This is a genomic window from Paraferrimonas sp. SM1919 (assembly GCF_010993985.1).
Classification (GTDB): Bacteria; Pseudomonadota; Gammaproteobacteria; order Enterobacterales; family Shewanellaceae; genus SM1919.
Genome location: NZ_WINH01000002.1, coordinates 119406 through 134022, shown reverse-complemented (window position 1 = coordinate 134022; position 14617 = coordinate 119406). Strand labels below are relative to the sequence as shown.

The following is a 14617-nucleotide window of genomic DNA, read 5'->3' as shown; positions in this document are numbered from 1 at the left end:
CACAATAAAGTATTATTTAATATTTTTTTTATATATATTTTTTAATTGCCACATATGTAGAAGTAAGAACTAAGCATTAATCAAATAGTTATATAAAGGAATAACAATGAAAAAGTGCTATTTAGTTTCAGCATTAGCATTATTCTTGTCAGCTTGCGGTGGTGATCAAGCTGGCGAAGACTATAAGCCACTCGAGGCGAATAATGCTCCAACCATTGATAGCCACTCTCCCTCAAGCGGTGAGTTATCAAATGGGATTAACGAAAACACGTCACAAATTTTTGCTGTGACTTACTCAGATAAAGATGCCACCGTCGCTGGATATTCTGCTGATGGTATTGACTGCTCTTCAACACCGAATAACTGTCCAGCGATAACCGACACTAAAATTCGACGTGTATTTTGGACCGATCAAAATGGTTTCATCATTGCCGGCGATGGCCAAAGGATTGACCCTGAATATAATGCTGAGTTTGATGCAATAAATGTTCACTATGATCAAAATGGAAATCCACTGGATACTAGGGGCAACATTTATATTGCAAATAGTGGTAGTACGATCAAAACCTCTGATCCAGAAATTTTTACTGCGAGTATTAATTTTACTGCACGCCTAGTTGAACAGGACACCCCGACAACGATTTTTGCAACGGTTGTGGATGACCGAGGTGATATTGCCGTTCATAACTTTGATTTTGTGATTAAACAAGTCGATGGCAGCGTTTCCCTAGAAGCAAGTACCATTGAGGTAGGTAATGGTCATACTTTTGAAGCTATCGTTGTCGGCAATTCATTCGATAGCAACAATCTGACTTATCAATGGTACAAAAATGGCACCCTTATCGAAGCGGAATCAGCCTCAAGTCTCATTTTAGCAACACAAGATACCCCTTCTGTTGATGAGTATAAGGTTGTTGTTAGTGATGACTTAGGTGAAACCGGATCGGCAACGACGACATTAACGGTGTTGGGTGAAAACTTTGCTCCTGAAGTTGAAAACTTAGATATTGTTAGCCAAGATCTAACTGCCGGTTTTGGTCAAACTGCTACGTTACAAGACACTCTTACCATTTCTCCTGTAACCACAGATCTCAATGCTCCGGAGATCCCATTACTTGTCCACAGTTGGAATCTAATTGAAGGTAATGCCGATCTCATCAATCTAAGCAACAGCAGCGATAATGCTGAACTGCAAATTAGCTTTAATGACATCGTTTCATCGCAAAAATTCATCTTAGAATATCAAGTCATGGACCCTCGTGGTGCGAAAACGTCTTTCCAGACCTCTGTATATGCCTTTACCAACAACTTAGCGGTATTTGTCCCTGAGGTGTACACTGGAGCAAATGCTCTAATGGATTCAACCGTTGTCGTTAAGCCTGAAGTCGTCGTCCAAGATGGCAGTGCGGTAAGCTATAGTTGGAGTAACTGTGATACTTTGGATTATGGTAGTGCAGATTCAGTTTCTTTAGGTGTAACCCTAGCTAATTTAGAGCAAGAACTAAGCTACTGTGTTGATGTGACGGCTGGCACTGAAACTGAAAGTCGCAGTATCACAGTTAAACCGCAGAATGCAGCTGTAGGTGACATTGCATCAACTTATGCGGCGAGTGCTTTTGGCGCTTTACATGAAGATGGTTCGGTAACGGTTTATCGAAAAGACGGCCCAAGCGCAATAAGAATTAGTCCATATAAAGACGGTAAAAAAGCCATTGCTTTAGCCGCAACTCAATTTGAACCCGTCATTCTTTTTGAAGATGGCACGGTTAAGAGTTTTGGTGACTTTGAGGCTGATTCTGCAGCGCTGACTAACGTACAAAAAATCGAGACCTTCAAAACCATTCCTGGTTATGTTGCTTACCATAAAGATGGCAGTGCCACCGTGGTATTCAACAGCGGCACCACTGCAATTCCAACGAAAGCGCAAGCAACCGTTGCCCAAGTTTCGCTGAACACTGCCAATTATGCTGCACTCTATACTGATGGTACGGTGGTCACCGATTTGGTTGCTCCTGTTGCCCCTGTTGCTATGGAAAATGTGATCAAGCTATACGCTAACCATAATGCTTATGGTGGTGTTAAGGATAGTTTTGCCGCTATAACTTCTGAGGGTAACCTCTATCAATGGGGTGACGCTTCCGTCCTTGATATTCCTGCCGACCGTAAAGTTATCCATGTTGATATTGATATGACCAATGGTGCACTCGCGTTACTCGATGATGGCTCAATTGTTACCGCTGGTAACAAAGCCCAGCCTCGAAGTGCTGGTGGTCATATTGTAATTCGTGGTGGCCAGGAAGCAGGAGCAGCGATTAAAGCAGATGGCACCATGACCTCTTGGGGAAGTAAAGGTGCTAATATTGCAACGATTCAACCTGTTGGTACTAAAGCATTATCCATTTACCGTTCAGCATATAACCAATCTCGTGGTATCTCGGTGCAGCTTGATAATGGTATGTTGCTACGTGATGGCCAATCTAATAGACCCCCAGAGAATGCAGAATCTAAAGGCTTCGCAGAAGATGGCATGGAGGTATTCTGGTCACCTATTTATAATGGTGGTGCTTGGATCTCTGCTAAAGGTGAAATCGTTGGTAACCGTAACAAAGCTGGCAGTTGGGGCTCACTATGGTTAGATTCAGTGACTGCGGCCAACGCTTCTGGTCAACAGTTTATCTATCTTGAAACGCCAAAAGATCTCAATCTAGACTATGCTCACGCACTAACTCGCGATGGCCAAGTTTTCTTGATTGGCCACATTATCGAGGCAAATATTGGTTATGCTAACTCATGGGCTGATGCGATTAATTATGTACAAGGTGATATGGCATTACTTGATGCCGTTGACACCACAGGTACCGGTATGACCAACGGTCAAAAACGTGCTTTGTGTCCTAAATTAGATTTAGCCGCGTCTGAAACCTACCCGATTACTGGTGGTATGCCTTGCTTACTCACAGCTCGAGTAGACAGTGATGCCGATGGTATTTCTGATGCTTTAGAGATTGAATTGGGTTTGCAGCCTCTAAATGAGTACAGCAAGATGCATCATACTGGCGCCGAAGACTTTGAATTGCCTTCAAGTCCTCAGACTCCAGATGCCATCACAAAGCTAGATTCCCAAGGGAAGCCGGTATTTTGGTTTAAACCACAAATGCCAGTTATGGCCACTCCTGAGTAAACCTGTTGATATTAGGTGCCAGCCTCTGGCACCTAATTATTCTCTACCCTTTTTAGACAACCAGTTATGGGTCGTTTTTATGTTAGTACCCTTTTTCTAAATAATTACCAAGAATGAGTTATGTAATGAAGCACTCTATTATTATATTTATATTGTTTATTTTGACCGCCTGTGGTGGCTCAGATAACGACTCACAAACTTCTACCGACCTTACCCTAACAGCGGTTAAGGTCACAGCGTTAAGTAATACCCTTGAAGTTAGTCAACAAATACAACTGAGCTTGAGGGCGGATTATTCAGATGGTTCATTTAAAGATCAAACGAGTAATGCTCAATGGCAAGTCAGTGATGCTTCATTAGCCTCTATTGATAGCAATGGAATGCTAACTGCACTCATGTCTGGTGCTGTTGAAGTCACCGCCAGCTTTGAAGGTAAAACCAGTGCCGCTTTTATCGTCACTATTGCCTCAGATGAAGTTGTACTCGATACCATTAGCCTAGCAAGCTCGACTCCCGCTCCATATCAAATTTATATTGACCAGACTATTTCACTACAAGCCATTGGCCACTTTTCGGATAATTCTCAAGTAGATTTAGATAGCGATGTCATTTGGAACAGTTCAGTTGCTAATGTAGCCTCAATTGATGCAGAAGGGATAGTAACAGCGTTAAGCACTGGCAGTACTTCAATTACCGCAACTAAAGATGGCGTGACCAGCTCTGCTGTGACCATTCAGGTGATAATCCCAAGCGCACCTACTTTGGCTAAAATTGAGTTATCACTTGACCAAAATGAGCTTACTATTGGCCAATCTACAACAGCTCAAGTTATTGCTACATACAGTGACGCTTCAACTATTGATATTACTACTGAGGTATCAATTGATTCATTTAATGACCATATTGTTGCAGTCGATCAGCAAGCAAACATCACAGCTAATCAAGTTGGAAAAACGATTATTAGTGCCAATTATCTTGGACTAAATACTAGCGCAGTGATCACTGTACCATCAGCACTGGTAAATCACTCCGACGTCAACATTAATACCGTTCGCTATACTGACAGTTCTTTAGGTAGAACGGATGTCGCTGTATACAATAACTTTGCTTATGTTCTGTATGCTGATGCCGCTATCAATGATGATAACAATGGTCGCCTTGCTAAAATCAACCTTGCAGATAATTCAATACAGTACAGCAATCAAAGATTCCTAACTATTGGCAACGGTGATGCTTCACATAACGGTGCAGCGATTGCGGTTGATGGTGATGGTTATATTCATGCATGGATCGGTATGCATAACCATCAAATGCGTTATTACCGTTCTACCACTCCTGAGAGCATTGAATCATTTGACAATTTAAGTAACCAAGAGACGTTCGCAAGTTACGATCCAAGTTATGATGATTGGAGTAACCTGCCCACACCAGAAGATAACAACGCCACTTATTATGGCTTTATTAACCAGCATCCAAGTACAAATTTAAATTTACGCTTATATTCTTACCCAGAAGCGGCATCACTATCAAATGGTGACGTGGTATTTATTGCTCGAAGGACATCGCTAAGACTTAAAGATGGCACCATCGCCGGTAGCCAAACAGGTGAAAAACAAGACTTCTATCACTATGACTTTAAGACTAAAAAGTGGACTGAATATCTCTTAAAGTCCACACCGAATAAAAATGCATACATGTCAAAACTGTTTGCCGATAAAAATAACAATGTCCATATCGTAACGGCTTGGTCTCAACTTCACTCTGGTGACAATACCTTCCAGCGTGGCACTTATGTCAAGTTTAACAATGAAACCAAAACCTTCCACAAAGCAGATGAAACTGCGGTAGCCTTACCTATTTCTGTGGATGGCAATAACAGTGACCATTTCTATCCATTTAGAAAGCCTTGGGGAGATACAACAGTAGAAATACAAACACCACAGATCACCCTAAATGCTAAAGGCACACCTGTGATAAGTTATCCTTTCAACATTGATCCTAGCTTTCACCGCGATAGCCCTGATTATCAGCTACGCATAGCAACTTGGACCGGAAGCCAGTGGTTTCAAACGGATGTTAATACCAATGTCGGCAATCATGAAAGACCACCGTTAAGTTATACTAATAATCAAATTCAAATACATACACGTGCCACATCGACGTATTCTTATTTATATAGCTCCAATGATAACGGCCTAAGCTTTAATCGTTTACATACTTATGGTCACGATAAGTCTCCGATTAAAGCCATTAACTTAGACGCACAAAAAGATCTGCTGCTTAATTCACGAAGCATCAAATTGTTCACCCATAATTAAGCCTATTAGATGATGCCCTAACGACTTAATCTGCATTAATTCGTTGGGGCATTAGGCCTTATTATTTAATGCCTCGCTCGGTATTGAATCTGTTCAAATAACCAATCTTTAAGGTGAACTCGACGAGATTTTAACGCCATAAATAATGCATCACTGATGGGAACGTCCCGCTCTTCTAAAGCCACAATTTTGTGGTCCAATTGATGGTACTCTTTGGCTTTTTCAGCAAACCACATATCAGAGCGACGTAATTCATTGATCACTTCGATATACTCCGGGAATTCAACCACTAAAGCATGTGTTTTCACACTACACTCCGATTAAATATCATTAATATTAAGTGTAGTCACTTTCATATATGACACAAAAATTCATTAACTAATTGTTTAGCCTGAGAGTTACTAAAGTAACCACAAGGGTTGGTAGTCAAGTATTGTTTGTGGTGCTATTGTGTCGCACAATTATGAAAAAATTAAAGTTAGGAAACTCACAATGAAAGTTGGATTTATTGGCTGGCGAGGCATGGTTGGTTCAGTATTAATGGAGCGTATGCAACAAGAAAACGATTTTGCGAAAATTGATGCCCATTTTTTCTCAACCTCACAAGTTGGAATCCCTGGACCTGAATTTGCTGGTAACAATACTTTATTAGATGCTAATGATATTGATGCTCTCGCGAAAATGGATGTGATCATTACTTGTCAGGGTGGTGATTACACCAAGTCGGTATATCCAAATTTACGAGGCAATGGTTGGGATGGTTATTGGATTGATGCGGCTTCTGCACTGCGCATGCAAGAAGAGGCCGTCATTGTCCTTGATCCTGTAAACCGTGATGTTATCGATTCTGCCCTAGTTAATGGCACCAAAACCTTTGTTGGTGGTAACTGTACCGTGTCGCTACTATTAATGGCTATCGGTGGCCTGTTCGAGCAAGATCTGATTGAATGGGTAAGCCCAATGACTTACCAAGCAGCTTCTGGTGCAGGAGCTCGCAATATGAAAGAGCTTATCGCGCAGATGGGTGATCTATGTGCGACAGTTAGCCCTGAAGTGCACGATCCTGCTTCTGCCATTTTAGATATTGATAAAAAGATCAGCGAGCGCATGTGCGCCAATGATTTTCCAGCCGATCAGTTCGGCGTTCCTCTTGCGGGCAGCCTTATTCCATGGATTGATGTGCCTATGGCCTCTGGTCAATCAAAAGAAGAATGGAAAGCGGAAGTGGAAGCCAATAAAATTTTAGGCCAAGCTGACGCGCCTGTGGCAATTGATGGATTATGTGTACGCATTGGTGCCATGCGTTGCCACAGCCAAGCGCTGACCATCAAACTGAAAAAAGACATCAGCGTCAGTGAAATTGAAAGCATTATTGCCAGCCACAACGAGTGGGTGAAAGTGATCCCTAACGATCGCGAGCAAACAGCCAATGAATTAACGCCAACCAAGGTAACCGGTACTCTATCTGTTCCTATCGGCCGTATTCGTAAACTGTCTATGGGGCCTGAGTATATCTCAGCCTTTACCGTGGGTGATCAGCTACTTTGGGGCGCAGCAGAGCCACTAAGAAGAATGTTGAATATTTTAGTTAATAAATAGATCGAAACTCGATTTGTCAATGGTCAGCCTTTGCTGGCCATTTTTATTTGCGGTGGTTCACACTTTTAAACACTCACTTACAAGCAACTTGCAACAAAACAAGCCAAAAACCCATATAAACCTCAATAAAATTCAAAAAGCATTAGTTTTTAACAACAACAAAACCACTATACCATTAAAAAACAAACACTTAAAAAAACAAACCAAAATAAAGCATTAGATATACTAATGATTAATTTTAATTTTTTAAGGTTGTCGATATTTCACTGTTTACCTACAATGCGCGCTTCAAATTAAGTGCCCAAGCCAATGGTTGGATTTTGGCTCAAGCACGCTATTAATCCAAACCGAGGAAACGGCCATGAAAAATCTAATTGAGCGTTTATTAGCTAAGTATCAACGCGCTATTGTGCCATCACCAATTAGCATAAAATAAATTAATCATCTCCCTGTGATTAATAAAAAAGGCAGTCACTGGACTGCCTTTTTGTTTATCGCAAAACTAGTCATTGAACAGTTGTCTGCTGCCACTCTCTCCGGCGACATCCAGCACAATGTGGCTGATCACAAAATCATCGCCTACTTTATCAAGAGTAAAACGGTAGGTCCCAGTAATGGCCCACAGTGCATGGCCTTGCCAATGTGTCGCTCGCACCTGAGTGACCATATGGGCGATGTGGTTCTCCACTTTAATGTTATAGCCACTGAGTTCATGTGTGACTTGATCAAAATGGGATAAGAACTTTTGGTATTTCTTAATTAACCCTGACTTCGAGTGGGTGACATCTTCAACGCCAAATAAAGAGGAGTAGTCCGCCGTGAGCTTGTCGGCAAGCACTGCCGCACCAAGTTCAAAGTTCCCCATGTCAATGCCTGAGAGAAAGCTCTTTACCGTGTTAAGTGCACCTTGCTCATCTTTACAAGGTACCGATTGTAGATTGATTGCAACTTGCATAATTACCTCCGCGTGTTTAACAGAGGTAATTACGTAGTTACAACCCATTCGGATTAAAAAATAAACAATTAAGGGCGGATTGTCCTTTCATGTTTACTTTATGTAAACCTGCGGGCAGGGTTTGCTAGCCATTTCTACTGCGTTGGCACTCGTTGGTATGAAATACCACACCTCAATCGCACCGCCTTATTCTTTTTAAATAAAGAGTAAAGGCTAACAAACTGCTTTCGATCCCAACAGCCAAGGTCAACACGCCCTAATTAGAATAATGACAAAGCGTAGCTTACTTTGGCAAAATAACTGCGCTCGGTTTCTTGTAAACCACTAGTATCATTAGGTTTAACCATGCCGTTAGAGGTACCTAAATAAAATACTGAAAATGGATTTAACTGATAACCATATAAAAACTGCGAGGCCAGTGATTCACTTTTCTCGGCAACATTACCCAAAAACATATTAGGATTACGCTCTACATTTTGGTAAATGCTCGATAAACGAATAAATTGGTTTAGATCAAAATACCATTGAAAACGGACATCGGTAAGATTGGCGGTGAACAAATGCTTATCTTCAACGGTCATTTTTTGGTAGCCATGATCAATAAACAATGAAGCCCCCTGCCAAAACTCAAAGCCAAGCTCGGGACTTAGATATAAATTTTTTGCCGCACGTACTTGGGAATAATCAACTGCATCGCCATATTCGCCGTATAACTCTAAAGTCAGCGCAGTCGTTGGTTTAAATTTACCAAAAGCAGAGATTCGTTGCTGGTCGAACATTGGTGCATCTTCAGCATTATTAATGCTACCGAACCTTGCCGCCCTTTGCTCTCGAGTTAAGTAACCTAACTCAAAATATGACTGCATCGCACCACTGGCTTCAATATAAGCCTCAGCCTCTTGTTCTAGTTTCACGCCGCTAGTGTCATGGGTAATATCCCAATCACCACTTAACGACACTTCACTAAAAAAGTGATCATCTAAATACCACACATAGCCACCAGCAAGGGTCCACTTCTGGTAATCTACCATAGACACCCAACCTAAGCCTGCAAGGTAATCAGGGTCGATACGCTCATAACGGGCACTTAATGAGTAATCACGGGTATTTTGTGACAGTTTTGCATAGTACTGACCGCCTGTGGTGACTTCTGACTCGTTATCAGTTTGTGAACCACTAAATTGAGTCACCAGCTGCAGCTGATCATTAAAGCTCACTTTGGAATCAAGGCTTAATAATGCATTATGAAAATCTCGACCTTGTTTATAGGTAACACTGCCACCGACAAAAGTGCCATTGCTAATATCGTAACGGTATCGGCCCGCAAAGTTTTGTGACTTTTCTGCTAGGGTACGAACCCTTGAACCAAAGTTACTTGGGTCTAGTAGCTGAGTAAATTCATCCTCTACCGCCAATACACCTAGGGTATGGGCACCCTGCTGGGTGGTAAACTTAGCGCCATATTCAGGGGAAATAAGATTACGGGTATGCAATAGGTTTAGCGGCGTATCAAAGTAGTCACGGTTATCTAAAAAGAAAGCGCGCTTTTCGTTTAGGAAAATCGCATTATTGTTATTCACCGTAATTTGCCCGGCATCGGCTTCGATTTGTGAATAATCAGGGTTAACCGTCATATTCAACACTGAACTGGCACTGATCGGAATCCGCAAATCCAACCCTGCTTCGGTATCGTTTTGGGCAGTGTTATTAAGCTTATCCTCGGCACGCCCCACTACTAAAGATGGCGTGACCTGCCATGGCAGTGAATTAGTTTGTGGGTTAATGCCCGACATCACACCCATTTGACATAATAAACAACGATTATTTCGATCAATCTTATTGGTAGATGTGCGACGACGCATATCGGTTAATGAAAGACGAATAAACTCTACCGCCCATTCCTGATCAGCCTTAGCCATATCAAAGTTCATGATTTCCAGTGGGATTTTAAACTCAACCGTATAGCCGCTGGCGGTAAGTTTGCCTTTGGTATACCAGATCGCATCCCAGTCACCACTCTCGCGCTTGGTTAATTCATTCTCAATACCATCAAACTGTACGCCTAGTGGGTTAGCAAAAAATTCATAGGCTAACGCGGCATTGTTAAAGGTATCAATTTTGAAACCCACCACTTCATCACGCCAAATATCATCACGACGGTTAAAGTGGGCCAATAGCTTTTGCTTATCATTTACTTCGGCAATCATGGCCACATAAAAGTACTGATTATCGGAGAAAGCTTTAACCTGTGTGTGCTCTATCGGTGCTAAGTTTTCCCTTGGGGAGGTTTCATAACGTAACGAGAACTCAGCGGCTTGTTGCCACTGGGGTTCGTTCAGTTCGCCATCAAGGCTAAAAACTTGATTAGGGGAAACAATAGGAACTTGTAAATTAAAATTAGATTTATCACCGGCGTAAGCAAATGAAGAAGCCGCTAAGCTGCTTACTAAGAAGAATTTTTTGAACATGTTAGTGCCATCCTTGAAAGATGGCGAAAGTGTAACAATTTGGTTATCTAGCACAAGTCTGAGCAGTATTTTGTTACAAAAAAGGCAGCCTTGGCTGCCTTTTTATTTCTTATGCAATCTTTAACAGTGCAGATAAAGTATCAATCGCAAAACGCTGGGGAGCGTGGGTCTCGATAACATCTTTACCCACCAGCTTGTTATCAACTAAATATTCTTTGCCCATATGAGCCTGAGCCCAATTAATAATTTCATCAATGTTAGGCGTAGCTACCCCTGCCAGCTCAGCCACCCCCTTGTATAAACAAAGGCCCAGTGGAATATCTTCGGTGAAGTAGCGGTTAGCAAAGTCTGGTTTAAAACCACCTTCAATGGCAGCAAACGGGCAGCGGAAGCCTTTATAAGCGGGATTACCAGTAAAGAAGTCTTCCAGTTTTTCAGAAGGATCTGAGTACACATACCTAGTTAAAAAATCAAAAATATGTGGCACATCAGTATTGGCACCTGCCGCTTTTAAGGCATCTCCAATGGCTAATAAATCTTGGTTAACGGCATTCATAATAGCGGCAGTTTCAGCATCCATTTGTTCGTAAAACAATGGGTTTTCTGGTAGCACATCGCCTTCTTTATAGTCTTTCGCTAGCTGGTACAAACGCGCTGGATGAATAATGGCGTTAATAGGGTAAAGCGCAGCAGATAAAATAGAGCCGCAAGATTCAGTCTTACCAAACAGGTGCTCGTTTAACGCTACAACTGCTGCTTCTGAACTTGCTGGAATACAGGCTACTTTATAAGCGCGTTTCACTTCTTGCACTTCTACACGAACACCAAACTCGCTAATACGGCAGTTAAACGGCATCGGCATAATCGCAAAAATAGTCAGTTCATCCACCAGATCACCGAGTACTTGGCGAGCAACCCAATCCACGCCACCTTGACCAGGGGTAATACCAATGGCCATGCCTGGTTTTAAATAAGGCTTAAGTTGCTCAAATACATTCCAATAAGCGAACGATGGCAGTGGCAGCAGCAGTACATCAGAACCAGGAATCACCTCAGCGGCCTCTGCTGAAATCACCTCTGGAGTACCAATGATTGAACCATTGATTAAGTTATGCGACGCAAATTCGGCGTGAATATGACCGGCTTTAGCAATACCCTGTTGCAGGCGCTCGGCTTCATCACTAAAGGGGGCCCACATCCGGGTGCTAATGCCTTTGTGGGGCAATAATGCCGCTAAGGCGTGGGCAGCGTTGCCACCACCAACAATAGTAACCACTAACTCGTCAATGTTTTTCTGTGTAAAACCTACAGACATTGGAACTCCAAAAATAATTTAATGCTTTCACTATAATAAGAAAAAGCTGCGACTAATGGTACATCACCAGAGTGAAGTTACCCCTATAAAGTCAACTTTTTTGTTGGCCAAGCTTGTATATATGAAAAATCATATATATGATTATCCAAATATTAAATCAACTTAGATTTTACTATGCAAGCCATCGACTTTTATAAAGCCCTCAGCGATGACACTCGCCTACGCTGCCTGTTGTTATTACAACAACAGGGTGAACTATGCGTGTGTGAATTTATTGAGGCACTAGAGTTAAGTCAGCCTAAGATATCTAGGCACCTGGCCCTACTGAAAAAACAGAATTTAGTAGTGACTCGTAAACAAGGGCAATGGGTTTTCTATTCCATTAATAACGAACTACCACTGTGGTGCCTGAGCACCATAAAGCTGACCCTAGAGAATCAACTAGACTACATACAAAACAACGTAACCCTATTAGAGGCTATGGGCGACCGCCCTAGCCGTAAACAACTTTGCTGTTAGAGAGTGTATTATGACAATTAAAATTGGTATTAACGGTTTTGGCCGTATGGGCCGTTTAACCATGCGCGTTTTATTTGATTGGCCAGAAATTGAAGTGGTGCAGATTAACGATGTCGCCGGTGATGCCAAAACCCATGCACATCTACTTACCTTTGATTCTGTCCATGGCAAGTGGCACCACGAAGCAGACGCGACTGACACGCAAATGCTGATAGACGGTAAAGCCGTTGATGTGACCAATAACAAAGCCATTAATGATACCGATTGGTCGCGCTGTGATTTAGTGATTGAAGCCACCGGTAAACACAAAACTAATGATCTGTTGCACCAATACCTAGACCAAGGTGTCAAACGCGTACTTGTCACCTGCCCAATTAAAGAGCCCGATGCCCACAACTGTGTGATGGGTATTAACCATAAGGATTACGACAGCGCTAAGCATCAAATCATTACAGCCGCCTCTTGTACCACCAACTGCTTAGCCCCTGTGGTAAAAGTGATTAATGAAAAGCTGGGCATTAAGCATGGATCGATGACTACTATTCATGACATTACCAATACCCAAACCATTATTGATGCGCCGCACAAAGACTTACGTCGTGCCCGCAGCTGTGGTACCAGCTTAATTCCAACCACCACAGGATCTGCTAAAGCCATTACCCAGATTTTCCCTGAGCTTACGGGCAAATTAAATGGCCATGCGGTACGCATTCCATTGACCAATGCTTCTTTAACTGACTGTGTGTTTGAGCTTAACCAAGCCACCACCATTGCAGAGGTGAATGCCCTCCTAAAAGATGCCGCTGACAATGAGCTAAAAGGTATTTTAGGTTATGAAGAGCGCCCGCTGGTATCGATTGATTACAAAACCGATCCGCGCTCATCCATTATTGATGCACCATCGACCATGGTAATTAATGGCACCCAGTTAAAACTGTACGTGTGGTATGACAACGAGTGGGGTTACGTCAACCGAACCGCTGAATTGGCGCGCTTTATTGGTTTGCAAGATAAGGAATAATCTAGGTGCTTGCTAAGCTGTCACAAGATGTGCGCCAGTACTTATTGGTTACCGCCAATTACTGGTGCTTTACCCTGACCGATGGTGCCCTGCGCATGTTGATTGTGCTGCACTTTCATAATCTTGGTTTTAATGCGCTGACCATTGCCGGCCTATTTGTGTTTTACGAGCTATTTGGCATGGTGACCAATTTATTCGGCGGTTATTTAGGGGCGCGCATTGGCTTGAACCGCACCATGAATATGGGGCTATTACTGCAAATTGTGGCCTTGCTTAGCTTGATGGCGCCCACAGAGCTGTTGAGTGTCACTTGGGTCATGGCCGCGGGGGCTTCGTCTGGCATTGCCAAAGACTTAAATAAAATGAGCGCCAAAAGTTCGATTAAGGCCTTAGTCAGTGATGATAACAGCAATGGCCAAGGTGGTCTTTATAAGTGGATTGCTTGGCTCACCGGTTCTAAAAATGCCCTCAAAGGGGTTGGCTTTTTTATGGGGGGAGCGCTGCTTACCCTAGTCGGCTTTAGTTATGCCATGGGCATAATGGCGGCCATGCTCAGCCTGATGCTATTACTGAGCTTGTTTAAACTAAAAGGCGATTTAGGTAAGGCCAAAACTAAGCCTAAGTTTACCGAACTGTTTTCAAAAAGTCGTAATATCAACTACCTAGCTGGAGCCAGAGTGTTCCTATTTGGTGCCCGTGATATTTGGTTTGTGGTGGCCTTACCCCTGTATTTAGCCAGTGTACTGGATTGGGCTTCCCACCAAGTATCAATGTTTTTAGCCCTGTGGGTAATTGGCTATGGCATTGTGCAGGCCAGTGCCCCTAAAATCACTAAAGGTCATGACTCTGAACAAGCCTTGCTTAAATGGGGGCTGTTACTGGGATTAACGCCATTAGTAATGGTGGCCGCCCTTTATGCAGATCTACCTGCAGCCTGGGTATTGATGATAGGTTTGGGCATATTCGGGGCTATTTTCGCCCTCAATTCATCCCTGCACAGTTACCTGATTGTCAGCTATGCCTGCAACGATGGTGTATCTAAAGATGTTGGCTTTTACTATATGGCCAATGCCTTCGGTCGCTTAATCGGTACTTTGTTATCGGGTTGGGTTTATATGGAATATGGCATCGAAGTCACTCTACTAGTATCCGCAGCCATGTTACTGCTTGCCAACGGCATTAGCCGTAAGCAAATGGCAAAGCCTTAACCTTTAACGTTAAAAGAGCGCGTAGATTTCGCG

Annotated in this window: 10 protein-coding genes; 6 read left to right on the top strand and 4 right to left on the bottom strand. The window is 42.6% G+C overall.

Going from position 1 to position 14617, the window contains the following annotated elements:
• Positions 1-106: 106 nt before the first annotated feature.
• Positions 107-3181, top strand: a complete 3075-nt coding sequence (locus GFB48_RS01730; protein WP_163930525.1) for a hypothetical protein — start codon at positions 107-109, stop codon at positions 3179-3181.
• Positions 3182-3306: 125 nt separating this feature from the next.
• Positions 3307-5499 (top strand): BNR-4 repeat-containing protein, encoded by a 2193-nt coding sequence (locus tag GFB48_RS01725; RefSeq protein ID WP_163930523.1) that lies wholly within the window; start codon positions 3307-3309, stop codon positions 5497-5499.
• Between the two features lie 65 nt (positions 5500-5564).
• On the opposite strand, the gene GFB48_RS01720 is transcribed toward GFB48_RS01725, so the two are convergent.
• Positions 5565-5807 (bottom strand): YdcH family protein, encoded by a 243-nt coding sequence (locus GFB48_RS01720; RefSeq protein ID WP_240464811.1) that lies wholly within the window; start codon positions 5805-5807, stop codon positions 5565-5567.
• Positions 5808-5991: 184 nt separating this feature from the next.
• On the opposite strand from GFB48_RS01720, the gene asd reads away from it, so the two are divergent.
• Positions 5992-7098 (top strand): aspartate-semialdehyde dehydrogenase, encoded by a 1107-nt coding sequence (gene asd / locus GFB48_RS01715; protein WP_163930521.1) that lies wholly within the window; start codon positions 5992-5994, stop codon positions 7096-7098.
• Between the two features lie 502 nt (positions 7099-7600).
• Here asd and GFB48_RS01710 read toward each other — a convergent pair.
• From GFB48_RS01710 to GFB48_RS01700, 3 genes are all read right to left on the bottom strand, one after another.
• Positions 7601-8053 carry a nuclear transport factor 2 family protein gene (locus GFB48_RS01710; protein ID WP_163930519.1) on the bottom strand — a complete coding sequence of 151 codons (453 nt, stop codon included), beginning with the start codon at positions 8051-8053 and terminating at the stop codon, positions 7601-7603.
• A 260-nt stretch (positions 8054-8313) separates the two neighbouring features.
• The gene (locus GFB48_RS01705; RefSeq protein WP_163930517.1) at positions 8314-10521 is read right to left on the bottom strand and encodes a carbohydrate binding family 9 domain-containing protein; all 2208 of its coding nucleotides are present in this window, start codon (positions 10519-10521) and stop codon (positions 8314-8316) included.
• 109 nt (positions 10522-10630) lie between these two features.
• Positions 10631-11836 carry an NAD/NADP octopine/nopaline dehydrogenase family protein gene (locus GFB48_RS01700; protein WP_163930515.1) on the bottom strand — a complete coding sequence of 402 codons (1206 nt, stop codon included), beginning with the start codon at positions 11834-11836 and terminating at the stop codon, positions 10631-10633.
• Between the two features lie 174 nt (positions 11837-12010).
• Between GFB48_RS01700 and GFB48_RS01695 the strand changes: the two genes are divergently transcribed.
• From GFB48_RS01695 to arsJ, 3 genes are read left to right on the top strand one after another with little or no spacing between them, the layout of a single operon-like run.
• Positions 12011-12355 (top strand): metalloregulator ArsR/SmtB family transcription factor, encoded by a 345-nt coding sequence (locus tag GFB48_RS01695; protein ID WP_163930513.1) that lies wholly within the window; start codon positions 12011-12013, stop codon positions 12353-12355.
• Positions 12356-12365: 10 nt separating this feature from the next.
• On the top strand, positions 12366-13376 hold the full coding sequence (locus GFB48_RS01690; protein WP_163930511.1) for an ArsJ-associated glyceraldehyde-3-phosphate dehydrogenase: 1011 nt from the start codon (positions 12366-12368) through the stop codon (positions 13374-13376).
• A gap of 5 nt (positions 13377-13381) precedes the next feature.
• On the top strand, positions 13382-14584 hold the full coding sequence (gene arsJ / locus GFB48_RS01685; RefSeq protein ID WP_163930509.1) for an organoarsenical effux MFS transporter ArsJ: 1203 nt from the start codon (positions 13382-13384) through the stop codon (positions 14582-14584).
• Positions 14585-14617 lie beyond the last annotated feature (33 nt).